Genomic DNA, 24,143 nt, shown 5'->3' with positions numbered 1-24,143 from the left:
GAAGAAGCTGGAGCAGTAAGGAGAAAAAGCAGGTGAGTGAGGGAAGGTGGCCGGCCACATGCGGACTCTGACACTCGGATACGACGGTTCCCCCGAGAGCCGGGCGGCGGCAGACTGGGCCGCGGAGGAGGCGCTGCGCGGTGGACAGGCGCTGAAGCTGGTCTTCGCCTGGGACTACCAGCCCTACTCGCTCACCCTCATGGACGCCGAGACCGAGCGCCGCTTCGTCGAGGAACTCCCCCTGCGCGGGGCCGCGGAACTGGCCAAGCGGTACCCGGGACTGGAGGTGGCGGGTGAGCGGGCTACCGGGCCGCCGGCAGAAGCCCTCCTGGTGGCCTCCCGCGACAGCGACATGCTGGTGCTGGGCTCCCGGGCCCTCGGGGGCATGCACGGTTTCCTGATCGGATCCGTCGCGCAGTCCGCCGTGGCGCGCAGCGACCACCCCGTGGCGCTCGTCCGTGTCCCGGCCCCCCTGCACGACGTGAGCGAGACGGGCCCCACGCCGCCTCCGCCTCCCTCGGAGCAGGAGGTGATCCTCGGAGTCGGCCACACTGCCGAGAACGACGCGCTCTTCGCGCTCTCCTTCGAGGCCGCGGCACGGCGCGGACAGACGCTGCGGATCGTCCACTGCTGGCGGCTGCCGGCACCTGCGGCTGCCGACACCAGCATCCTGAGCGACGACCGCAAGGCCGCCCTGGTGCGCGAGGAGGACGAGTGGCTGCAGCAGACGGTGCGGCCCTGGTCGGACAAGTACCCGGAGGTGAAGGTCTTCCAGGACGCACATGCAGGCCGGCCCGCCGAGTACCTGGCCCACCTCTCCCACCGCGCCTCGGTGATGCTGGTCGGCCGCCGCAACCGCCCCCACGGCCGGCCGGGCCCGCACATCGGCCATGTGGCGCACTCGGTGATGCACCACGCAGCAGCGCCCGTCGTCGTGGTACCCGAGCACTGAACGCGGTCCGCGTGCGGGCCGCCGCGCCGCGCGGCCCGTGCAGCCGGCCGGGTGAAGCCGGACGGACAGAAGACCCCGTGCCCTGGAGGTGGCCGGAATGAACCCGCCTGTGGTCGTAGGAGTGGACGGCTCCGAGGACGCGCTCCGAGCGGTGGACTGGGCCGCCGACGAAGCCCGGCGCCACGGTCTCCCGCTGCGGATCGTCCATGCCTCCCGGTGGACGTACTACGAAGGTCTGCCCACCTCACGCAGCGCCGAGGACCATACCTGGGAAGCCGAGCGGGTCGCTGCGGAGGCCGAGCAGAGGGCTCGCCTTCGGCAGCCTGACGTGCCGCTGCGCTCCGACGTCCTGGCGGAGGACCCCGGCGAGTACCTCGTGTCGGCGAGCGCCTGGGCGAGCGCCGTCGTGGTCGGCAGCAGAGGGCACGGCGGGCTGGCCGGTCTGCTCCTCGGCTCCGTCAGCCTCACTGTGGCGGCACGCGCCGAATGCCCCGTCACCGTGGTACGCGGCGATGCGAGCGCGCAGGACGGCTGGGTCGTGGTGGGACTGGGCGGCCCGGAGACCTCTCCCGCGGCTGTGGAGTACGCCTTCGAGGAGGCCCACCTGACCGGTCACGGCGTCGCCGTGGTGCACGCGTGGATGTGCCCACGGCGCGAGAGCGCGACGGCGCACACCGGACAGTTCGACGAGTCCCGCACCCTGCGTCAGCGGGAGGCGCAGCAGTGGCTGGGCGAGGCGACCGCCGGTCCGGTCTCCCGCCACCCGGACGTGCCCGCACGCCAGGTGGAAGCCGAGGGGCCGGCGCGTGACGTCCTGCTGGAAGCCGGCCGGGAGGCGGCGATGATCGTCGTGGGCGCGCGCCGCCGGGAGGGACATCTCGGCATGCAGCTCGGGCCGGTGGGCCACGCGGTGCTCCACCACGCGAAGTGCACGGTCACGGTCGTCCCCGAGGGGCAGCACCACCCGAAGGACGACGCCGCCCCACAGGAATCCGAGGTGACATGGGGCGCAGGCGGTCACCACCCGGTCTACACCCCCGTTCCGGGGCGCTGACCGGGCACACAGCGGGGTGACGGGTACCGGGCCGCCCGCTACCGTCAGGCACCCGCCACGGTGATCACCGGGCACTGCGCATGATGGAGCAGGCCCTGGCTCACCGAGCCCAGCAGCATCCCGGTGAACCCGCCGCGCCCCCGCGTACCGGTGATGACGGCGAGCGCATGCCGCGACTCGCGGACGAGCACCTCCACGGGATGGCCCCGCAGCACCTCGTGGCGCACTTCGACGTCGGGCTGCGCCTCGGCCCGGCCGGCCGTGGCCTCGGCCAGGGCCGTCCGCGCGTCCTGCCGGGCCAGATCCTCGTCGAGGACGCCGAGGACGGGCGGGTGCCAGGCGCAGACGGCGATCAGGCGTGCCCGGCGCAGCGCCGCCTCCTCGAAGGCGAAGTCGACGGCCGCGCGGCTACCGGGCCCCCCGTCGACCCCCACCACCAGGTGGGGAGGCTCCTGCATGGTCTGCTCCGGCTCCCGCACCACGACCACCGGGCAGGGCGCGTGGGCGACCACGGACTGGGCGACGGAGGCGACGTGGAACCTCCTGTGCCGTTCGGCGCCCGACCCCAGCACCACCATCGACGCCGTCCTTGCCTCCTGCTGCAGGGCGGCTGCCGCCGGCGAGCCGGCCAGGAGCCCGGAGACGTGGACCTCGGGGCGGCGGGCGCGGACGAAGACCTGAGCCTCCTCCAGCACCCTGCGCGCGGCGGTGCGCAGGGTGCGGTGCCACTCCTCGTACGAGGGAAGCAGGTCCGCCTCACTGGCCGGGGGCGACGTGGTCTCCAGGCTGTGCACGACGCGCAGGGGCAGACGGCGCCGGGCGGCTTCGTCAGCTGCCCAGGCCAACGCGGTGTGGTCGCGTACCGACGCGACGCCGACGATGACGGGGGCGCCGGGGGGTGCCACAGGGCTCACGGGGACCTCCAGGGCGGGACGGAACGGGGAGAGCGGTGCGCAGGCGTGTGCGGTGTCCTGCCGTGACGCCGGAAGGCGGCTGCGGAGCGGGGGCAGTCCCTTTGCGCCCTCGACGGTGCCGGAGCGCCGTGGCGCGGGCTGGGGGAGGGCTGGTCACCGGGGAATGGTGCACCGGGGGCCGGCGGGGTCACGGTCGTTCCCCCGCCGGCCCCCGCGCAGGGGTGATGTCGAGCCGCCAGAGCACGGTCGTCATGCCGTCCGATGTCGTCACGGAGAGTTGTCCTTCGCCTCCGCGACCCTGTCGGAGGGCTTCTCCGAGATGTTCGGCACCTGCCGTCGAGTCCGAGCGCACCGACGCCACCAGGCGGCCGGTGCCGATGCGGAGAAGCACCTCGATCCGGTTGACCTGGCGCGCACGGCTGAGAAGGGAGAGCGCGTCGGTGAGGACCGAGACGGTCACGGCTGTGGCCGCTGCGGGCACAACGTCGTCAGGAGCCCCCGTCAGTGTCACCTCGGGGGCGAAGCCGAGGCGGGAGGCGGCCTCGTGCACCGCTCGGGTGACCTGCACCCGCAGGCCCTCCTCGGCATGCGGCGGGTCGGCGTCCCCTCCGGTCGCGGGACGGAACCGGCGCGTCACGCTGCCGCGCTCCCGGTCCCCGGCCCGGACCCGTGCGTCGTCGTACGCCTGCACGGACGTCCGGGAAGCCGGAGCCTGCCGTTCGGTGCCGGAGAGCCGGGCGGCGAGGCTCCGCAGTTCACCGGCCACCTGTCGCTCCGCCCCCTCCGCAGGCGGCTCGCCGGCCGCCTGCGGGCCAGAGGCGACCTCCCAGGCCAGTGCGGCGGCGTCGGCCAGCGGGGACCATGCGGCCCGCTCCATCCCGGGCAGGGCCGCTGCCGGTTTGGCACGGGCCAGCAGCAGCAGGCCGCTGCCCGGGCCGCCGGAGGAGGGCAGGGGCAGCGCGACGGCAGAACCCAGTCCGGCCCACAGACCGGCTGGCGCCTCGGCGGCCGGGTCGTGCGCCAGATCCGGGACCGTCGCCGCCTTGCCCGTGGCGAGGACGGACACCGGAAAGGCCGCGGTCTGCGGCAGGCGGACGCCGAGGAAACGGTCGGCTCCCTCTCCCACTGCGGCGAGGACCTCCAACCCGTCCACCGTGGCGGGTGAAGCGGGCCGGAGGACCAGGGCAAGGTCGGCGGTGACCGCTGCGCGGGCGAGTTCCGCGACACGGTCCATCAGGCGCCGCGGGGTGTCCCCGGCGAGCGCGAGAGAGGTCACCTCAGCGGTCGCAGCCGCCAGACGTGCGGCCAGGCGGGCGTCCGCGTGGCGGCGCGCGCTCTCCACCGCCGCACCGGCGGCAGCCGCCAGGAGCTCCGCCAGGGTCTCGTCACCCTCAGTGAAGCCGGTGTCCCCCCGCTTCTCGGTCAGGTAGAGGATCCCGAACACCTCACCGCCCACCCGTACCGGCACCCCGAGGAAGGAGTGCATCTGCGGATGGCCGGCCGGAACACCTGAAGACGACGGGTGTTCGCCCAGTTCACTCAGACGCAGGGGTTCCGGCCGACGGATGAGTTCCCCCAGAAGGCCGTGCCCGGTGGGCAGGCGGCCGATCCGCGCAGCCTCCGCCTCGTCCGTGCCGACGGGCACGAACTCCGTGATGACCTGGTGCCGGTCAACCACGCCGAAGGCACCGTAGCGGGCATCCACCAGTTCGGTCCCCGCCGTCACGACCCGCCGCAGGACGTCGGGGAGGTCCATCTCCCGGCCTGCCGAGAGGACCTCGTCCAGCAACCCCTGCAACAGCCGGCGCGAGGACCGTCCACCGTCCGTCGCCGGACGGCGCCCGGGCCCTGCACGACGGGGTCCCCCAGGTTCGCTGTCACTCACGTCAGGCTCCCGTCCGGCCACCGAGACTCCCCACGACGGTAGGTCGCCGCGGGGGCCGCCGCAGAGGGAGCGGGGCCGGTGGAGTGCAGGGCCCGGCCCCGGCAGGAGCGGGCAGTCCATGGCCCGGAGGCGGGTGGACACCGGGGCGGGCCCGCCTGCTGTACGGCGACGCCCGGGGCACGTCTCCCGGCAACGAAAGGTTCAGCACGTGGCCGGGGACTGCCGGCGCCTGCGGCCAGCTGGGGCGTCGCGCCCGCCGGGTGTCGGCACGCGAAGAAGGGCGGCAGTGACACTCGGCCACCGACGCCCTCGTGCGGCTCTGCGCCGCTCCCCGCACGCTTTTCCTTTCCCGGTCAGTCCCTGCTGGTCCGCCCCATCGTGCACAGCGCCCAGATGATCACTGCGTCCACCACCAGAAGCGTCGCTCCCCACAGCGGGTAGTGGGGCAGCCACACGAAGTTGGCGAGCATGGACGCTCCCGCTACGACAACCCCCACGATCCTCGCCCAGAACGCCCCGCGGAACAGTGCGACTCCGGCCAGGGCCACCACGGCGCCCAGCGCGACATGGAGCCAGCCCCATCCCGTCAGGTTGAAGGCGAAGGTGTAGTCGGGCGCACGGACCAGCACCGAGTCCCGTGAGATCGCGGCGATGCCCTCGAAGACACCCATCAGGCCACCGAACAGCATCAGTACACCTGCGAGGTAGCTCCACCCCCGCGCGACCTGGCCTTCCGCGTCTCGTCGAGGAGCCGCTGGGGCTCCCCCTCCCGCGCTCACACCTGCATGCATGGCGACCTCCCGCCACCCTTGTGTCGGACTACCGGTTACCTCCGGTTCTCACCTCTCCAGACTCCTGGCGTCCGCCCCTGCGCGCCATGCGCCGAACGGCCTGGCCGCAGGGGGCCGAAGAGACCTCCTGCGGGACCTGTCGTCCTGCTCGCACGGCCCCGTCCGGCCCTACCCGCCCCTCGGCGCTCCGCCGCGCGCCACTGCCCGCGCAGACGGCCGGCCCGTACCGGAGGCCCGGGGCACACGGCGTCGGTACGGACCGGCGAGGCGGGATTACCTGGCCGCGGGCGGGGACCCGGGAAGTGCGGGGCAGGTACGACGGCTGAGCGGTACCGGCCCGGGCCGCCGATCACCGTGCTCGGTCGGCGGGGACACCACGTGAGGGGTCAGGAACCGAAGCGCGTGAGCGGTCAGGAACCGGAGCGGGTGCACCGAGGGAAGCGGGCGCCGTTCCGCCGGTGAGTGGTCGAGCCGAATACGCAGGAAGGCGATCTCCATGCCGAAACCGATAGCGGACGAGACGGCCGGCATCCTGGTCGGGGACGCGGTCGCAGCGCCGTCGATGCACAACGCCCAGCCCTGGGTGTTCCGGCACCGCCGCGCCGCCTCCGTGATAGAGGTGCGTGCCGACCCCAGCCGGACGATGCCGCACGCGGACCCGGACCGCCGGGCGCTGCACCTGGGATGCGGCGCCGCCCTGTTCAACCTGCGGGTGGCCGCCGCCGATGCCGGACTGAGGTGCGAGGTGGAACTGCTTCCCGACCCGTCCGACCCGGACCTGGTGGCGGCTGTCCGCCTGGTGCAGCAGGGCGAGGGGGACGTGGTCCTGGCAGCTCTCCATCCGGCGGTCGCACGCCGCCACACCAGTCGGTCCCCCTTCGAGGACGCGGCGATACCGGGTGAGGTGAAGTTCGCGCTCGTCGGAGAGGCGGCCGGCGAGGGAGCACGGCTGGTCTTTCCCGGTGAGCGACAGAACGACATGGTGCTCGACCTCGTGGACGAGGCCGAGGCGGCGGCCGAGGAGGGGGGCGATCCCGACGAGCGCCGCTGGACGCGAGTGGGCCTCGGGCCCGAGACGGGCACCGACGACGGGGTCTCGTACACGGCGGTGGGGCCCCGCAGCAGACACCATCGAGGCTCGGCACGGGACTTCGCCCGCGGCACCGGCAGGGAGCGCGCCACCACCGACTTCGAACAGCACCCCCAGATGGCGCTGGTCACCACGGAGCAGGACGGGCCCGCTCAGTGGCTCGCGGCCGGACAGGCCACGGAAAGGGTTCTCCTCGCCGCCACCTTGGCGCATCTCTCGACGGGGCTCGCCACCCAACCACTGGAACACCCGCGGTTGCGCAGGCTGCTGACGGCCCCGGCCGGTGGGCGAGGATGCGTGCAGATGGTGATGCGGCTCGGCTACGGCCCTCCTGACGAACCGACGCGCCGCCGCCGACCGGTGAGGGAGGTGCTGGAAGAGGTTCCGTGAGGAGGCGGACACCGCGCCGAGACCTCAGCCGACGAAGAAAGGCGGGCCTGGTTGTACGTGGGGGCGCGGCCACGTCACATCGTGACTGCGACGGTGCCGGAGGCGGAGCCGGTGGTGCGGGCGGTGATCGCCTCGGCCAGGCCGGTGAACGGGTAGGAGATGGTGTGCAGTTCCAACCGCCCGTCGCCCAGGTCCTGCAACAGTTCGTGGAAGACATCGTCGGGCACCTGGCGGCGGACCATGTTCATCGGTAGCAAGGTGATGTCCTGGGCCATCAGGGTGGGCAGATCGACACTCAAGGTCCTGCCTGCCGTGTAGCCGATGAGGACAACGCGCCCACCGGGCCGCATGGCAGGCAGGAACGTCTGGACTGCGGCACCACCCACGGTGTCCAGCAGAACGTCGACGCCGCCCTCGGCAGCCGCCGCAGCGAGAGCGTCCGGGCCCTGGCCGACGAGGACGCCGTGCGCGGCCTCAGGTACGGCAGCGGCTTTGGCGGGGGTGCGGACGGCGGCGAGGACGGTGGCACCTGCTCGCGCGGCCAGTTGGACAGCCATGGACCCCACGCCCCCGGAGGCTCCCGTGACCAGCACGCGGTCACCGCGGTCGATCCGGCCGACCGGATCGACCGCAGCCCAGCCGGTCGTCATGGGCGAATAGCACGTGGCTGCCAGAGCCGCGTCGATCCGCTCCGGAACCGTGCGCACCCCTGCGACGGGGACCGTCACCTGGGTGGCCCACGTACCGGGTCGCTCCAGACCGATGCCGGCACCGCGGACCAGCACCCGGCGCCCCACGAGTCCCGCCTCCCCGCCGGTCACCCTGCCGACACCGGCCGTGCCGGGAATGAAGGGCAGCTCAGGCCGGTAGGCGAAAGTGCCGGTGGTGAGCGTCAGATCCAGATGAGTGACAGCTGCGGCTTCCATCTCCACGCTGACCTCACCGGCTTGCGCCGAGCCGGGCGACGCGGCCTCTTCGAGAACGGGAACCTCGTTCCACCGGTGCAGACGGGCGGCGAACATGCCTCACTCCTGGTTCTCGCATCCCGGCGCTGCGGTGTTGGCTCGATGAACGGGAAAGCCGGGTGCCCCCAGAGAAGCCTTGGAACAGAGCGGCGGCAACTACATCGACTCAAGCCGATAACCCGCGCGCGCAACTATGTGGGGCGGGTTCGGCGACGGACAGCAGGTGGTGGAGTTCTCACTCGACGCGGCTGTCGTCGATGCCTTCGGTGAGCACGTCCCACGCCTCGCCCGGGCGCCGCCCGCGCACCCGGCCCGTGCCGTGTCGTTCCCTCGAAAGAGCGGGGAATGGCGTTCGCGGCGCGGGGACACGCGGCTGGAAGGCCGGCCTCCCCCGGGCCGACTGCCCCCGACGCCGCGTGCCGCTCACGCCGTGCCGGGCCCCGGACCATCACCTCCAGCATCACCGAAGGAACGCCGGATGAGTATGTCTGGAGGAGACCACCACCGGCGCTGCCGAGCGGAGGGGGCCTGGCCTCCTGACCGCCCGGCACGGCCCGGTGTGCCTGCCATGCTGAAGATCCTCCTGCGGGAGTACCGGCACACGCGGAGCCCGTTCGGCTCCCGCGCCGACCGCGGTGCGTGAACCGTTCCAGCGGCGGCCGGAGGGGACCACGCCGCGAGCCGGCGACGGCGGCGGGCAGCTCCTCGGCAGCCCGCCGCCCTCTCGTCGGGCACGCCCCGTGCCGCCCGGCGGATGAGACCGGCCGGGGCGCCCGGAGGCCCCGCAGCAGGTCGGCGCGGCGCACGATTGCGACGAGCCGGTCCGCCTCGTCGACCACGGGCAGGCGTTTGACATGGTGGTGCTGCATGACCGGGCGGCCGCCACGACGTTACGGCTGCTCCGCACCGGTGGATACTGGCAGTCATGCGTGCTGACTTCGATCCGGAACAGATGGACGGGCGAGCCTTCTACAAGCTCCTGACCTCGGTGATCGTGCCCCGTCCGATCGCTTGGGTGTCCACGGTCTCGCGAGACGGCTTTCCTCCGAACCTCGCCCCGCACTCCTTCTTCACGGTCGCCTGCGTGCAGCCGCCGATCGTCCAGTTCACCTCGGCCGGTCGGAAGGACACTCTCCGTAATGTCGAGGCCACCGGCGAGTTCGTGGTCAACTTCGCGACGGAGTCCCAGTTCGAGGTGGTCAACGACACGGCGACGGACTTTCCCGCGAAGGTCGGCGAGTTCGACGCGGTGGGCGTGGCGACGGAGCCGAGTGAACGGGTGGCCCCGCCGCGGGTGGCGGCCTCGCCGGTCGCCCTGGAGTGCGTCCTGCACAGCACCCTGTGCCTGGGGGACTCCACGGTGGTCTTCGGGCGGGTGGTGCACGCGGCGGTGCACGAGGACGTCCTGGTGGACGGCCACCCGGAGATCACGCGTCTGCGTCCGCTGTCGCGGCTCGGCAAGGACGAGTGGGGGACGCTGGGGGACATCCGGGAGATCAAGCGCATCAGGTACGCGGACTGGAGGGGGCCTGCAGGCGCCTGACCTGCGGATCCAGGGGCGACGAGGGCGGCGGAGGCCCGGTGGGAGGTCGCCGGGCGCCGTTGCCCGGCGAGCCCCGGAGGGCGTCGGGGTCAGACCTCGGTCAGGACGACCTGGACGCCCGGGCGCTGCTCACGACGGTGTAGACCATGCCGACCGGCACGGCCAGGACCAGCAGGGCGAGGGCGGCGAGGAAGGCCACGAGGGCGACGTCGGAGGTGTACCGGACGACGTCTCCCAGCACGTCGCCCAGCGTGTACAGCAGGTGTGTCATGGTGGCGCCTTTGTCGGAGCGGTTTGACCGTTTCACGGTACTCCGCCGCCCAGTGCCCCTCTTGTGGGGGGTCCCCAGGGGGACAGTGCCGTTGCTTCTGAGCTGCGTGGGACATCGCCCACTGGCGAGCCGAACCGGTCCCGCGCGCCGGCCGGGTCCTCGGCCAGGCCGAGAAGACGAGGACGAACCGGCGGGCGGGGAGGCTTCTGCCCAAGGTGTCCCCGGCCCCCTCACCGTCCTGACGCAGGCGGAGGCTGCCACTTGTCGAACGTCCAGCCTGGGCAGGAGGTGCCGAGGAACGGCCGGTGAGCGTCCCAGTCAGCAGGTGACAACGCCTGTACGGGTTGCAGCGTGATGCGCCCGTCGGGGCCTTACCGGACCCCCGGGGCCCGACCGGTGCCCAGGGGTCGACCGGGCACCGGCGGCGGGGTCGTACCGGTGGATCAATGCAGGCGCAGGCTCTCGGGTGGGCCGAGGTAGCTGTAGGGGAGGCCGCCGGTGTCGATCACCAGTTTCTGGAGCACCACGGTCGGGTCGACCATCCAGAACCGCAGCACGTGACGGCCGGCGCGGTCGATGCGGTGCACGGTCGCGGTCCGGTTGACGTTGTCGGCCGTGTTGCGGCCCCACTGGGTGTTCATCGTGCCGTCGTCCGACCCGGTGGCCGCGATGACGTCGACGGTCTGGGGCGTGTCCCGGTCGAAGGAGACGGCGTACCGAAGTCCTGGGGTGGGCAGTGCCGGGTTCCGGGGGGACAGGTGGGCCCAGACGGTGACCTGGCCGGTGGTGTGCAGGCTGACCTCGTACTCCAGGCACGGGCTCTTCCCGCCCGGTGTCTGGGGAGGGGAGGTGACGGGGAACGGTTCCATCCCGTCCCCGGTGCGGCCGAGGTGGGGCAGGCGCTGCCAGGTGATGCCGCGGCCGCCCACGGCCCGGGTGTGGTGGGCGGCCTCAATGGAGACGTACCCGCCGGCCTCGACGAAGCCGGAGAGCCGGGAGCGGCGGGTGGCCGGCCGGTCGGCGACGGCCCGGACGGTCACCTCCGTGCCGTGCGGCCCCGTGATCCTGACCGGGACACTCGTCCTTCCCTCGGGGGCCCGGTCCCAGTCGACCGTGAAGGTGACGCGCTGCTGCTGCCGCACCCGGCCGTGCGGGTGGTCGGCCCGCAGCCAGGGAACGCCGGTGAGGACCCGGTAGTCGAAGGGGACCGTGCTCCGGTTGAAGATCTCGACGAACTGCCGGGGCCCGGACTGGTGCGGGCTGAAGGCGGGCAGCACGGCCTCGCTCTGCTCGTGGGGCCACCACCCCTCGGAGCCGTCGACGGCCACGCCCATCTCGGCAGTGGCGGGGACGTCGATGCGGCGGACGGCAGGGAAGATCATGTCGGGTTGCGGCGGCTCCTGCCAGGAGGCGTCCGCACCGTAGCGGTCCGTGTCCCCGTAGCCGATATGGGTCTGGGTCTGGAACCCCTTCCACTTGCCGCCCGCCACCTTGGTGTCGAAGCGGTCGGCCAGGGCGAGGTCGTCGGCGAGCCGGGCCTCGGCCGCGGTGGCGAGACCGTTGGTGGCAGCGCGTCCCTGGGTGGCGTAGCGGATGTTTGTGAACTCGGCCGCACGCAGCAGGTAGAGGTTGGCGGTCGCGTGCAGAGCGTAGCCGAGGAGCTCGTACCAGGGGTCCTGGAGTTCCGTCGGCAGCGCCTGCTCGATCTCCCGGGCACGGCGGGCGAGTTGCTGCCAGTCTGCGGTGACCTGTTCCAGCTCCCGGTGGTGGGTCTGGGAGAACGGGGTGGCCCGGTCGTCGGTGAGGACGGCCGTGGTCTGCGGGCCCTTCGCCGGGTCGAGCATCTGCCTGCGGTTGAGCAGTTCGGGTTTGCGGCGTGCCTGGAGCCGGCCGTAGTCGGCGAGCAGCTCGGCGATGGCGTCGGCATGCCCTTCCCCGAAGTTCTGCCGCGCGTACTGCCGCTCCCACGCGGGGAGTTGGTCCAGGGTCCAGCGGCCGGGGGCCCAGGCGTAGTCGAGGAAGAACTGCGTGGGGTGTTCGTTGCCCTTGAGGTCGCCCACGTTGACGACCCACAGATTGCGGTTGCCGTAGGCGAAGCTCTGGTGGAGCTGGTCCCAGACGTTGGGCAGTGAAGTGGTGTCCACCCACTTGTAGTTGCGGCTCGCCCCGACGTAGTCGAAGTGGTAGTAGAGGCCGTAGCCACCGGTGCGGGGGGTGGCGGGGTCGGGAAGCTTGCGTACGTTGGCCCAGTTGTCGTCGGTGAAGACCACGGTCACGTCGTCGGGCGCACGCAGTCCGCTGTCCCAGTAGTGCTGGACCTCCTTGTACATGGTCCACACCTGGGGCACCTCGGTGAGACCGGCGCCGAAGACGTCGCTGAGTATCTGCCGCTGGCTGCTGATGATCTCCTGCATGAGCTCGATGCCGTCACCGTCGGGCAGGCTGGTGTCGCCGTTGCCGCGCATGCCCAGGGTGACGACCCCCTCGAAGCCCTGGTCCTTCATCCGCTGGACGCCCTCGCGCCAGTACGCGCGGAGCGCCTCGGCGTTGTTGCGGTAGGACCACTCGCCGGTGCCGCCGTAAGGGTCGTGTCCCGCGGTGACGATCTTGCCGTCCTTGTCGCGCACGGCGGCCACCGCGTGCCGGTTCCACTCCTCGATGCCGCGCATCATGGGGGCCTCGTGGGAGGTGCCCATCACGATGCCGTACTCCTTGGCGCGGGCGTGGTTGTCCGGGTCGTCCTCGGCGAACGCCCGCCCCCAGACGGCGGGCCACAGGTAGTTGCCCTTCAGCCGCAGCACGACCTCGAAGACCCTGGCGTAGAAGTCGGCGTTGAAGCCGCCGGGGTAGCCGGGCGCCTTGCCGGGGCCGAAGTAGGCGTTGGCCCAGTTGCCGAGGGAGGGGTTCTCGTCGTTGATGAAGACGCCGCGGTACTTCACGGCCGGGGTGCCCTGGGTATGGCGTCCGGGCAGGACGTACAGGGCCTCGCGTCGGACCGGGACCACGTCGTCCCACCAGTACCAGGGGGAGACGCCGATGCCCCGCGAGACGTCGTAGACGCCGAAGACCGTGCCCCGCTGGTCGCTGCCGGCGATCACGAACGCCCGCTCTACCCCCGGCCACGGCTTGTCCACCACCGTCTGCAGGGAGGTCTCCCACTTGCCGGCGACGCCGCTCACGTCCAGGCGGCCGGCGTCCACGAGCCCGTCGATCAGCGGGCTGCGTCCGATCGTGCCCACGAGCGTGACCGTGCCGCGCGTCGGCACGGTGTCCGTGGTGACGGTCGGCCGGACGCCGGTGACCCGTTCGATGTCGTCCCTCAGGTCCCCGACGACCCGGACCACCCCGGGCCAGTCCTCGCCGCTGACCAGCAGTGGCACGGCGCGCCCCGAGGCGACCAGGGGGAAGCGGTCCGGCCCGGCGGTGAAGGAGATGTACGTTCCACTGTCCGTCGGCTGCAGGGCGTGGGCGGTGGTGGCCGCGCAGGCGTCGGCGGGTCCGCCGAGGAGGGTGCCGAACGGGCCGGCCAGGGAGGCCGCGCCCAGCCCCAGCGAGAGTGCTGAGCGACGGCTCATTCCGGATCTGTCAGGACGGGACATGCGACTCCTTGGGGGCTTCGGCTCCGGGCTGCCGTGCGGCGAGGGGCGAGGCGGTGGGAAGTACGGACGCCGACCGGCGCGTTCAGGCCTGCTGGGCCGCCGGGGCCGCCGTCGTGGTGCCTGCGTGGTCCGCTGCGGACACGGCGGTGACCAGGGCGTCGGCCTCCACGTCGGGCTCCGGAAGCAGCAGGCCGAGACCGACGTAGACCACCAGGGAGGTGATGAGCGGGGCGGCGATCAGGGTGGCCTGTGAGGACACGTCCACGACGAAGCGCACCAGCAGGTAACCGACCAGGCCGAGCGCCCAGGAGGCCAGTGCGGCCCGGGGTCCGCAGCGGCGGAAGGCGGGGAGGAGGCCGAGGAGCATCGGGATCGATATCGGCCCCATGACGGCGGCGACCAGACCGACGATGATGCCCAGTACGCCACCGAAGTGGTCGGCCTCGACGGCGATGACCATGGAGACGGCGATGAAGACCACCGTGCAGATCCGCGCTGCCGCCAGCCCCGCCCCGGCGCTCATGGTCCGGGCCCGGGAGGTGCATGCGGGGAGGATGTCCCGGGTCACCACCGCGGCGATGGCGTTGGCGTCGGAGGAGGCCATCGCCATGGTGTGGGAGAACATGCCCGCCAGGGTGAGGCCGACGAGGCCCATCGGCAGGTAGGACTGTGCCATCAGGGCGTAGGTCTGCTCCGGGTTCGCGATGTGCGGCATCAGCACGGGGGCGGCGACGGCGGGGAGGAGCAGGACCGCGGGCCAGACGAGGTAGAGCGCTGCGGACAGGGCGGCCGAACGGCAGGCCGCCCGGGGGGAGTCGGTGGCCATGTAACGCTGGGCCAGGTTCCACATGCCGCCGTTGTACTCGAAGATCTTCACGACGACGTAGGCCCCGAGGAAGCCGGCGGTGTAGGGGCCCACCAGGGGATGACCGTGACCGGCGGGAAGCCGGTGCCAGAGGGTGGCGAAGCCGCTGGGCCCGCCCAGCCGGTCGACGACCACCCAGACCATCGCCACGGCGGCGACACCCTGGACGACGAACTGCCCCAGGTCGGTGAGGGCGTCCGCCCACAGCCCGCCGACCGTGCAGTACAGCAGGGTGACGACGCCGGTGAGGAGGATGCCGGTGGTCATCGGCAGGCCGGTGAAGACGTTGACCAGCACGGCGACGGACGCCCACTTGGCTGCCACGTCGAAGACCTTGAGCAGCACGCCGCTCCAGGCGAGCGCCTGCTGGGTGGGGACGTTGTAGCGCTGGGCGAGGTACTCCAGGGGAGAGGCGACCCGGAAGCGGCTGCGCAGGCGGTTCCACCGCGGGGCGAAGAGCCAGGCTCCCAGGCCCGTCCCGAGGGCCAGCGGCACGAAGGCCCAGACGTAGACGGTGACGCCGTAGCTGTAGGCCACCGCGGCGTAGGCGACGAACACGGCGGCGCTGTAGCCGGACATGTGGTGGGAGATGCCGGAGAGCCACCACGGCATCCGGCCGCCGCCGGTGAAGTAGTCGGAAACGTCGCCCACCCGCCGGTGTGACCAGACACCGATGACCAGCATGACGAGGAAGTAACCGCCCAGGGCGGTCCAGTCGAGCCAGGCCACGGCGTCTCCTAGGGGTCGGTGCGGGCATGTGCGGTGGGGCGGTGGTGCCCGTGCCGGGGGAGGCGGCCCCAGCGGCCGGGACGCCCGGCCGAAACAGTCGACGCCATTGCCGAATGATTCGTTCGCGATCAACCTGACGCAGTGGCACGGTCGTTCACGTCCATGACGGCCTGACATGTGCGCGAACAGTTACGGGACTGTAAGAGCGCGACTTCCTCAGGGTCAAGAGGTGCGCCGCCGGTTCTCATGCTCTGTCCCTCCCGGCTCCGGCGGGCAGGGTCTTGAGGGAGCAACCCGAAACTTTCGGCCACCGGGCAGCGTTGGGGGAGGAGCTTCTCGGTCGAGGGGTCTCGCCCCTGGGGGTGGGGCGTGCAGGCGGCCGTGCCGAGGGGGTGGGCGGCCGTGCCCCGCCGCCGCAACGCGCCGGGTACTTCCGTGGGTTGACGTGCACACGCGGCAGGCGTTACATCGATGTAAAGCCGCTGCCCCGCGTCCTCGCATCCGCGCGAGACCGACCGGGGTCGCCCGGACACCCCTCACGGAGCCGCCATGACACCGACCAGCTCCGCCGCCCCGTCCCGCACCCCCGCCGCGCGCCTGGCGGTCGTCGTCGCGGTCCTTGCGGCCCTCGCCACCCTCTTCTGCGGCGGGCCCCCGCAGGCGCACGCGGCCACACCGCCCCCTGCTGCCGGGGCTCACCCGGCGGCCTCCGTCCAGGCGGCCGGGACCTTCCGCAACCCGCTCAACACCGGCCCCGACCCGTACCTGACCTACTGGAACGGCAACTACTACCTGACCACCACCCAGGGCGACAGCATCAAGATGTGGCGCTCGCCCTCTCTGGGCACCCTGCTCACCGCCGATCCGGTGACGGTCTGGCGCGACACCGACCCCTCCCGCGACCAGCACCTGTGGGCGCCGGAGTTCTACCGCTTCGGTGACCGCTGGTACCTCTACTACACGGCCGACGACGGCACCGACGACCACCACCGGCTCTTCGTCCTGGAGTCCGACAGCGACGACCCGGCCGGCGGTTACCACTTCAAGGCCCGGCTCACCCCGCCCAACCACGCCGAGGACTTCGCCATCGACCCCGGGGTGCTGCAACGCGACGGCCGGCTCTACCTCGCCTACAGCGGCATCAACCCCTACCAGCACAACGGCCTCAACATCGCCCCGCTCTCCGACCCCTGGACCGTCTCGGGTGACGCGGTCGCCCTCGACCTCCCCGGCGGGTGCCCGGAGGTGCGCGAGGGACCGGAGTTCCTCCACCACGGCAACCGCACCTGGCTGACCTACTCCACCTGCGACACCGGCAAGCCGGACTACCAGCTCTGGGCCGCCTCCCTCGACGACACCGCCGACCCCCTCGTCCCCGGCAACTGGCACAGCCACGACGGGGCGGTCTTCTCCCGCGCCGACGACCACGGTGTGTTCGGACCCGGCCACCACGCCTTCTTCAAGTCCCCCGACGGGACGCAGGACTGGATCGTCTACCACGCCAAGACCACCGCCGAGTACACCTACAGCGACCGCACGACCCGCGCGCAGCAGATCAGCTGGAACGCCGACGGCACGCCGGACCTGGGCGTGCCGCTGGCGATGGGCGCCACCCAGGACCTCCCCGCCGGTGATCCGGGGGCGGGCACCTCCTGGATCAACGACGACGGACGCACCAGCGGTACCGGCCACGTCACCTTCACCGGGGCCTGGAACAGCGGGAACGGCTGCGCAGCCCAGTGCTTCTGGGGTGACGACCACTGGAGCGACCAGGCCGGCGCCACCGCCGAGTTCACCTTCACCGGCACCCGCCTCGCACTGCTCTCGGTCCGCGACACCGGCAACGGCTACGCCGCGATCAGCGTGGACGGCGGGGCCGAGCAGCGCCTCGACTACTACGGCACACCGCGCACCGGTGAGAACCTCCAGTACCTCAGCCCGCGCCTGCCCTACGGCGCGCACACCGTGCGGGTACGTGTGACCGGCGAGCACGACGCCGCCTCGAAGGCCGCCGTGATCAGTATCGACCGCGCCGAGGTCTACACGAAGTAGCACAGGGGCGGCGGCTTCCCGGCGGTGCGCGCCCGGCCGCTGCCGCCGCCCGCCACCCCGGCGGCCCGGGTCCCGCGGACCCGGGCCGCCGCGAGGCCCGGCGGCCCGGCGGCCCGGCCGGAATGCGGCCAGTGGGCGGCGGGCCCGCCACGACCGTAGGCTGGAGGACGCGAACCTCCGATCCCGGGACGATTGACGACATGCAGCCCTGCCCCGCGCCCTGGCGTGCCACCGGGCTCCTCTGGACGGCGGACCACGCGACCCTGGGGTGGTGGCGGCCCGGAGCCGAGCCGCAGACCTCGGCTGCTCTCCGCCCGGGGACCCGGCTGGCCTTCACCACCGGGTCCGACCGGTGCTGCCTCGGGCTGCTGCGGCGAGTGGGCCACATCCCTTGCCCCACCGCCGCCGCCCTGGCGCCGGACGCCCGGTCCGGCCGATGCGCCGACTGCACGGCGCTGGACCGCTCCCGCTCGGTCGCCGCCGACACCGCGATCGACGACCCGCGGCCCTACAGCGTCTACCTCGCCCACCACGGCGAGGGACTGGTCAAGGTCGGCATCACTGCCCGGCAGCGCGGCAGCGTCCGACTCCTGGAGCAGGGCGCGCTGGCCTCCACCCTCCTGTCCACCGGACCGCTCCTCGCCGCCCGGCGCACGGAGAACCTGCTGGGCGCCGCACTGGCCCTGCCCGACCGTGTCACGGTCCAGCACAAGCGGCGGGCCCGGCTCCGGCCCGGACCGGCCGAGGAGCGGGCCGGCCGGCTCACCGACCTCTCCCGGCAGGCCCGCGCCCTGCCGGGCTGGCCGGAAGCCCAGGTTCCGCAGCTTCCGTCGGTGGACGACCACATGCCGCGCTACCCGCTCCCGCCGGAGGGCTTGCGGCCGACCGCCGCCGTCCGCCCGCTGGAGCCCGGCGCCACGGTGGCCGGCGAGGTGGTGAGTGTCATCGGCTGCGACCTGTACCTGCGCCACGAGGGCGGTCTCGTCCTGCTGGACACCCGGCTCCTGGCCGGTTGGACGCTCCGCCGGGCGCCTGAAGGGGCACCCCCCACCGCGGGGCTGGACCGGGTGGCCCCCGACGCCCGTCCTGAGCCGCTGTTCTGAACCAGGGGGGTGGCGGGGGAAGCGGGGGGGGAGTGCGGGGCGGACGGCGACCGCCCGGCGGGAACCCACCCCGTTCAGGGGAGGCGGCCCCGCCGGGCGACCGTCGTCCGTATCCCTCAGGCCCGCCGGCCGGTGTGCGTCACCCCGTGGGACAGCCCGCGGGATGGGCGCGTGACGCGTCGGCGATCAATTTCCGTTGCGCGGTGCGCAGTCGGGACATGTCGGGTTTGACGATCTTCCGGTCGTAGGTGACCAGACCGTTCAACTCGCCCTCGACGTCCGATATCTGGGTGTAGACCGCTCCGCTGCTGCCCCGGCAGGCGAGAGCCCGGACGTTGGCCAGTTCCTTGAGGTACTCGTCGGTGTAGGCGTCGGCGTCCACGCCCACGTAGGTCTGCTGGACCGGCCAGGCGTGCCCGGGTTCGGCCAGCCCGAGCCCGCCGTACTCGCCGCTGACCACCGCCCGCCGGCCGTCGGCGTCAGGGAGCGCCGGGTCCGGGTAACCGTGGGCGTCGGCCACGTCACCGTTGCCGCCGTCCACCGCACCGCAGCAGTTGAGCCCGCTCATGTTGTCCACCAGCCGGGTGGGGTCCCACTCCTTGGCCTGGTCGGCCAGGCGCGCCTGGTCGTACTGGCCCCAGCCCTCGTTGAGCGTCACCCACATCACCACCGAGGGGCTGCTGACGTGCTGGTCGATCATGCGCTTCATCTCGTGCTCGAACTCGGCACGCGCGGCCGGTGAGGGGTTGGTGTCGTTGTCCATGGCCGGCATGTCCTGCCACACCATCAGCCCCAACCGGTCCGCCCAGTAGTACCAGCGGTCCGGTTCCACCTTGATGTGCTTGCGCACCGAGTTGAAGCCCATGGCCTTGTGCAGCTTCAGGTCGGAGGCGAGCGCCTGGTCGGTCGGGGCGGTGTAGAGCCCGTCTGGCCAGAACCCCTGGTCGAGGGTGGCCATCATGAAGGTCGGCTTGCCGTTGAGCAGCACCCGCTGGGCGTCACCCGACTTGGCCACCGCGATGGAGCGCATGCCGAAGTAGCTGCCGACCCGGTCCGCCGAGGCGCCCCGGCCCACCGTCACCTTCAGGTCGTACAGGTGCGGGTCGTCCGGCGTCCACAGGTGCGCGTGGGGGACCCTCACCTTCAGGGCCCCGCCCGTGGTCCCGGTGGCGCGGTCCACCTCGCGGTGACCGTCGTAGGCGACGGCCGTGACGGGCAGACCGGCGCGCACCCCGCGCGGCTCGACGCTGACGGTGCCGCCCGCGACGTCGGGAACCGTCTTGAGGGTGTCGGTGTGGTCGGCGGCCACGGGCTCCATCCACACCGTCTGCCAGATGCCGGACGACGGGGTGTACCAGATGCCGCTGGGGTCCAGACGCTGCTTGCCCATCGGCGGGTCCTCGCCGCCGGCGGCGTCGGTCGGGTCGTAGACGGCGACGACGAGCTCCTGGGGCCCGTGACCCCTGAGCGCGTCGGTGACGTCGGCGGTGAACCGGTCGTAGCCGCCCTTGTGTTCGGCCACCTTGTGTCCGTTGACGTACACGGTGGCCTGCCAGTCGACGGCGTCGAAGTTCAGGTTCAGGCGCTTGCCCGAGCCGACCTTCCACCCCGCCGGCACCGAGAAGGTGCGGCGGTAGAACATCCGGTCCTCGTGGCGGTGGACGCCGGAGAGCTGCGACTCCACCGGGTAGGGGACGAGGACCTTCTCGCCCAGGTGCCGGCCGAACGGAGGTTGCTGGTCCGCCTTCGCGGCCGAGAACTCCCACTCACCGTTGAGGTTGCGCCACTGGTCGCGGGTGAGCTGGGGGCGCGGGTACTCGGGGTGGGCGTTGTCCGCGGAGACGTCCTTGGCCCAGGGGGTGCTCAGCTCGTAGGTCGAGTCGTTGTCGCCGCTGGCCAGGAAGGCCTCGACGGCCTCGCCGCCCGCGGAGGCCAGGCCGCCCTTGCCGTCGTAGGTCAGGTCGGCGGTGCCGCCCTCGCCGACCACCGGCTCCTTGAGTTCGAGCACGAGGTGCCGGGGGTCCGCCGGGTCGAGGTGCGCCCCGCTCAGCGGCCACTTGGCGCCGCCGATCACCGCCTGGAGGTGGTCGGTGAAGTCGGCCGGGGGAGCGGCCAGTTGCTGGGCGAAGTCCATGGTGAGGCTGCGGCCGTCCGCGTCCACCGAGGACGCGAGGGGCCCGGAGTAGTGGAAGTCCGCCGGCGGGGTGAGGACGGCCGAGGGTACGGCCTCCTTGCTGCCGCCCGGCGGGGTCCAGCGCAGGTGGAGGTTGGCTCCGCCGGTGTGCTCGAAGTAGTCCACCCGGATGTCGTGTGCCGTCCCGGCGGCCAGGGTGACGGGGGCGGAGGTCTGCTCCTTCTCCCAGTCGTCCACCCAGTGGTCGATGACGAGCTTGCCGTCCACCCACAGCCGGAAGCCGTTGTCGCCCTGCATGGAGAAGGTGTAGTCACCGCTCTTGTCCGGCGTGATGCGGCCGGTCCAGCGGACGGAGTCGTCGTCGGACTGCCCGGTCGTCGTGGCCAGCCGCGCGTCGAGGCTGGCGAAGTCGATCCGGGGGTCGAGGGTGGTCGCCTTCAGCTGGTCGAAGTCGAAGGCGCCCGGGGCCGACTGGGTGTAGTAGTCCGCCTTCAGCCCGTGCACCACGGGGGAGGGGTCGGCGGTGGCCGCGACTGCCGTGGGCCCGGTGGGCGACAGCGCCAGCAGCGCGGTCGAGGCCACTGCGGCCAGGAGGGCGGCCGGGGATCTGCGGCCGGTACGGCGTCTGCCGTCCGGCCGGGGGTGTGTGGTGCGGGAACGCACGGGACCTCCGTGGGGTCTGGTGATTCCTGACAACCCCCGTCCCGTTGTACATCGTTGGAAAAACGGGGGCAGCGGCAATGACAGCATGAGGTCAGAGCGAAGTCCAGGAACATGACAACGTTGGCGGGGACGGGGATGCGGAGCCGGCCTCCCCGTCCTCCCCGTCCTTCGTGCGCCACCCCGCCGGCGCGCCGGCAGCGGCGGGCGGCGCGGCCGTTGCGGCATGCGGGGCGCGGAGCGCCCGGTGGCCCGGCACGGCCGCGCGGCGTACGGAGGAACTCCGGCCGTGTTGGACGTCCCAGACCTTGACGTGCGCGTCCGGCGGGTCGAGGGTGTGGCTGTCTCTTGATCGTGTACGACAAGGAGTTCAGTGTGATCCGGCGTAGACCCGGCCTGGCCGCGGCGCTCGCGGTCGGTCTCCTCTGGGGCGGCACCGCCACGGCCCAGGCCGTTCCGACAACGTTGTCCAACCAGGCCGGTGGCGACCCCGCGCCCCTCGTGCAGGACGCGACCTCCTACGTCGACCCGCTCAACGGGACCGGCAAGGGCGGCGACAGCGTCGGCGAGATCAACAACTTCCCCGGCCCCAGCACGCCGTTCGGCATGATGCAGTTCTCGCCCGACACCGAGGGCTCGTACGCCGGTTACCAGTACCACAGCGACCACATCCGCGGGTTCAGCCTGGACCACGCCTCGGTGGGCTGCTCGGCCTTCGGCGACGTGCCGCTCCTGCCGGTCACCGGCGCCCTGGGGGACACGCCCTGGAACCGCACCGAGAGCTTCTCCCACGACCAGGAGGAGGCCTCACCCGGCTACTACGCCGTCACCCTCAAGGACTCCGACGTCCGGGCCGAACTCACCGCCGACACCCGCACCGGACTCGCCGCCTTCACCTACCCGGCGGGCAGCGAGGCCAAGGTGCTGGTCAAGGGGGGCGGCAGCTTCGCCGGGGACTCCGCCGCCGACCTGCACATCAGCGGTGACCGCACCCTCACCGGATCGGCGACCACCGGCAACTTCTGCGGCAAGGGCAACAAGTACACCGTCCACTACGCCGTCACCTTCGACCGGCCCTTCGCCGCCCACGGCACCTGGGACGGCAAGAAGGTCACCGCCGGCAGCGACGGGGTCGACTCGCCCAAGGCAGGCGCCTACCTCACCTTCGACACCGCGAGCAGCCGCACCGTCCGCGCCAAGATCTCCATGTCCTACGTCTCGGTGGCCGGGGCACAGGCCAACATGGCTGCCGAGGTGCCCGGTTGGGACCTCGCCGCGCAGCGCGCGGAGACCCGTCAGCGGTGGCGGGAGGCGCTCGGCCGCGTCCAGGTCGCCGGGCGCGACAAGGGGCAGCTGGAGACCTTCTACACCTCGCTCTACCACTCGCTCATGCACCCCAACACCTTCGACGACGTCGACGGCCGCTACACCGGCTTCGACGGCAAGGTGCGCACCCTGCCCAATGGGCACCACCAGTACGCCAACTTCTCCGACTGGGACACCTACCGCACCCTCGCCCCGCTCCAGGCGATGCTCTTCCCCGGGCAGGCCGGCGACATGGCGCAGTCCCTCGTCAACGACGCCCGGCAGAGCGGCTGGTGGCCCCGGTGGCCGCTGGCCAACGGCACCACGGGACAGATGACGGGTGACAATTCCGTCCCCCTGGTCGCGAACCTCTACGTCTACGGCGCCCGTGACTTCGACGTCGACACCGCCCTGAAGTACCTCGTCAAGGGCGCCACCACGGAGGACAGCAGCCCCGGTGCCTACCGCGAGCGGCCCGGGGTGGCGGACTACGTCCGGCTGGGATACGACCCCAACAACGAGAACTCCCGCGGTGACCACCAGCGTACCGGTGCCTCCACCACTCTGGAGTGGGCGATCGACGACTTCGCCATCAGCCGCCTCGCCGCGGCGACGGGGGAGAAGAAGACCGCCGAGGAGTTCGGCAGGCGCGGCCAGAACTGGCAGAACCTCCTCAACCCGGCCACGCACTACCTGCAACCGCGCGACGAAGCGGGCCACTTCCCCGAAGGACCGGCCTACGTGCCGCCCAAGGAGGGCGAGTTCGGCCAGGACGGCTTCGACGAGGGCAACGTGGCGCAGTACAGCTGGCTGGTACCGCAGAACCAGACGGGGCTGGTCACCGCGATCGGGGGCCGGACCGAGGCGGACAAGCGGCTCGACGCGTTCTTCGCGGACGACCTCAACTCCGGGCCCAACAAGCCCACCATGTGGGCGGGCAACGAGGTGAACTTCGGCGTTCCGTGGACGTACAACGCGGTGGGCAAGCCCTGGAAGACGCAGGCCACCGTCCGCAAGATCGCCACCAGCCTCTTCAGCGCCACCCCTGACGGGCAGCCCGGCAACGACGACCTCGGGGCGATGTCCTCCTGGTACGTATGGGCGGCGCTCGGCGTCTACCCCTCGGCCCCGGGCACCACCACCCTGTCCGTGCACAGCCCCCTGTTCCAGCAGGCCGTGCTGCACCTGCCCCACGGCCGCACCCTCCAGATCCGGGCACCCCGGGCCGCCACCGACGCCCCCTACGTGCACGGCCTCACGCTGAACGGGCGGTCCTGGCAGCAGACCTCGCTGCCCGCGGACCTCGTCAGCCGGGGCGGGCGGCTCGACTTCAGCCTCGCCACGGAGCCCGACACCTCCTGGGCCACCGGCCCCGCCGCCGCACCGACGTCCCACCGGACCGGTGAGCACGGACTGCTGGCGGGCGCGACCCCTGCCGCCACCACGCTCGCACCCGGCGAGGAGACCGAGGTGACGGTGTACGGCCAGCGCCTGGCCTCGCACGCGAAGGACGCCCGGGTGCGCACCTCCGCCCCGGACGGCCTGACCGTCCGGCCGGCCGCACCGGTCATGCACCTGGACGGCACCACCGGCGCGGGGGAGCTTGCACTCCGCGTCACCGCCGGGGCGCACACCCCCGCCGGCGCGTACCACCTGCCCGTCACGCTGCGGGCCGGACGGGACGAGGCCCGGTACACGGTGACGGTGACGGTCACCGGCTGACACCGTGGTGGGCCGGGCCGCGCGGGCCGGGGCCCCCCCCCCCCCCGCCGGGGGGCGGCGGCCTCGCCGTGTCACGTGCCGTGGAGTGTGGGCGGCTGTCCCCGCACCGGCCCTGCCGG

Annotated in this window: 15 protein-coding genes and 1 pseudogene; 7 read left to right on the top strand and 9 right to left on the bottom strand. The window is 72.4% G+C overall.

Going from position 1 to position 24,143, the window contains the following annotated elements; genetic code table 11:
• The first annotated feature begins 58 nt into the window (after positions 1-58).
• Positions 59-952, top strand: a complete 894-nt coding sequence (locus ACFV3R_RS18810) for a universal stress protein (RefSeq protein ID WP_385583690.1) — start codon at positions 59-61, stop codon at positions 950-952.
• A 97-nt stretch (positions 953-1,049) separates the two neighbouring features.
• Positions 1,050-2,006 carry a universal stress protein gene (locus ACFV3R_RS18805; protein WP_385583687.1) on the top strand — a complete coding sequence of 319 codons (957 nt, stop codon included), beginning with the start codon at positions 1,050-1,052 and terminating at the stop codon, positions 2,004-2,006.
• A gap of 44 nt (positions 2,007-2,050) precedes the next feature.
• On the opposite strand, the gene ACFV3R_RS18800 is transcribed toward ACFV3R_RS18805, so the two are convergent.
• The 3 genes from ACFV3R_RS18800 to ACFV3R_RS18790 all read right to left on the bottom strand — a co-directional run bounded on the left by ACFV3R_RS18800 (position 2,051) and on the right by ACFV3R_RS18790 (position 5,494).
• The gene (locus ACFV3R_RS18800; RefSeq protein WP_385583684.1) at positions 2,051-2,920 is read right to left on the bottom strand and encodes a universal stress protein; all 870 of its coding nucleotides are present in this window, start codon (positions 2,918-2,920) and stop codon (positions 2,051-2,053) included.
• A 187-nt stretch (positions 2,921-3,107) separates the two neighbouring features.
• Positions 3,108-4,718 (bottom strand): GAF domain-containing protein, encoded by a 1,611-nt coding sequence (locus ACFV3R_RS18795; protein WP_385583681.1) that lies wholly within the window; start codon positions 4,716-4,718, stop codon positions 3,108-3,110.
• A 440-nt stretch (positions 4,719-5,158) separates the two neighbouring features.
• Entirely contained in the window at positions 5,159-5,494 is a 336-nt protein-coding gene (locus ACFV3R_RS18790; RefSeq protein ID WP_385583678.1) for a hypothetical protein, read from the bottom strand.
• 598 nt (positions 5,495-6,092) lie between these two features.
• On the opposite strand from ACFV3R_RS18790, the gene ACFV3R_RS18785 reads away from it, so the two are divergent.
• Complete coding sequence (locus ACFV3R_RS18785; protein WP_385583675.1) at positions 6,093-7,076, top strand: Acg family FMN-binding oxidoreductase; 984 nt, start codon at positions 6,093-6,095, stop codon at positions 7,074-7,076.
• Positions 7,077-7,150: 74 nt separating this feature from the next.
• On the opposite strand, the gene ACFV3R_RS18780 is transcribed toward ACFV3R_RS18785, so the two are convergent.
• Positions 7,151-8,098, bottom strand: a complete 948-nt coding sequence (locus ACFV3R_RS18780) for a zinc-binding alcohol dehydrogenase family protein (protein WP_385583672.1) — start codon at positions 8,096-8,098, stop codon at positions 7,151-7,153.
• 725 nt (positions 8,099-8,823) lie between these two features.
• Positions 8,824-8,913, bottom strand: a pseudogene (locus tag ACFV3R_RS18775) (CBS domain-containing protein); the annotation flags it as partial.
• Positions 8,914-8,966: 53 nt separating this feature from the next.
• On the opposite strand from ACFV3R_RS18775, the gene ACFV3R_RS18770 reads away from it, so the two are divergent.
• Positions 8,967-9,584, top strand: a complete 618-nt coding sequence (locus ACFV3R_RS18770; RefSeq protein WP_385583669.1) for a flavin reductase family protein — start codon at positions 8,967-8,969, stop codon at positions 9,582-9,584.
• 100 nt (positions 9,585-9,684) lie between these two features.
• Here the strand turns inward: ACFV3R_RS18770 and ACFV3R_RS18765 are convergent, their stop codons facing one another.
• The 3 genes from ACFV3R_RS18765 to ACFV3R_RS18755 all read right to left on the bottom strand — a co-directional run bounded on the left by ACFV3R_RS18765 (position 9,685) and on the right by ACFV3R_RS18755 (position 15,003).
• Positions 9,685-9,855, bottom strand: coding sequence for a hypothetical protein (locus ACFV3R_RS18765; protein ID WP_385583666.1), 171 nt, complete (start codon positions 9,853-9,855; stop codon positions 9,685-9,687).
• Positions 9,856-10,298: 443 nt separating this feature from the next.
• On the bottom strand, positions 10,299-13,430 hold the full coding sequence (locus ACFV3R_RS18760; RefSeq protein WP_385583662.1) for a glycosyl hydrolase 115 family protein: 3,132 nt from the start codon (positions 13,428-13,430) through the stop codon (positions 10,299-10,301).
• A 106-nt stretch (positions 13,431-13,536) separates the two neighbouring features.
• Positions 13,537-15,003 carry a sodium:solute symporter family protein gene (locus tag ACFV3R_RS18755; protein ID WP_385583854.1) on the bottom strand — a complete coding sequence of 489 codons (1,467 nt, stop codon included), beginning with the start codon at positions 15,001-15,003 and terminating at the stop codon, positions 13,537-13,539.
• 594 nt (positions 15,004-15,597) lie between these two features.
• On the opposite strand from ACFV3R_RS18755, the gene ACFV3R_RS18750 reads away from it, so the two are divergent.
• Together ACFV3R_RS18750 and ACFV3R_RS18745 are read left to right on the top strand one after the other, a co-directional pair.
• Complete coding sequence (locus tag ACFV3R_RS18750) at positions 15,598-17,100, top strand: family 43 glycosylhydrolase (RefSeq protein WP_385583659.1); 1,503 nt, start codon at positions 15,598-15,600, stop codon at positions 17,098-17,100.
• Positions 17,101-17,300: 200 nt separating this feature from the next.
• A complete protein-coding gene (locus ACFV3R_RS18745) occupies positions 17,301-18,203 on the top strand; it encodes a DUF2797 domain-containing protein (RefSeq protein WP_385583653.1) in 903 nt (300 codons plus the stop codon).
• 139 nt (positions 18,204-18,342) lie between these two features.
• Here ACFV3R_RS18745 and ACFV3R_RS18740 read toward each other — a convergent pair whose 3' ends face one another.
• Positions 18,343-21,000: a PA14 domain-containing protein gene (locus tag ACFV3R_RS18740; RefSeq protein ID WP_385583649.1), complete on the bottom strand. Its 2,658-nt coding sequence runs from the start codon at positions 20,998-21,000 to the stop codon at positions 18,343-18,345.
• A gap of 372 nt (positions 21,001-21,372) precedes the next feature.
• Between ACFV3R_RS18740 and ACFV3R_RS18735 the strand changes: the two genes are divergently transcribed.
• Positions 21,373-24,024, top strand: coding sequence for a GH92 family glycosyl hydrolase (locus ACFV3R_RS18735; RefSeq protein WP_385583647.1), 2,652 nt, complete (start codon positions 21,373-21,375; stop codon positions 24,022-24,024).
• The last annotated feature ends 119 nt before the right edge of the window (positions 24,025-24,143 follow it).

Origin of the sequence: Streptomyces sp. NPDC059740, from assembly GCF_042733155.1 — a bacterium.
In the GTDB taxonomy this organism is placed as follows: Bacteria; Actinomycetota; Actinomycetes; order Streptomycetales; family Streptomycetaceae; genus Streptomyces.
The sequence above is the reverse complement of the archived record's forward strand: the minus strand, read 5'-3'. Positions and strand labels throughout refer to the sequence as shown.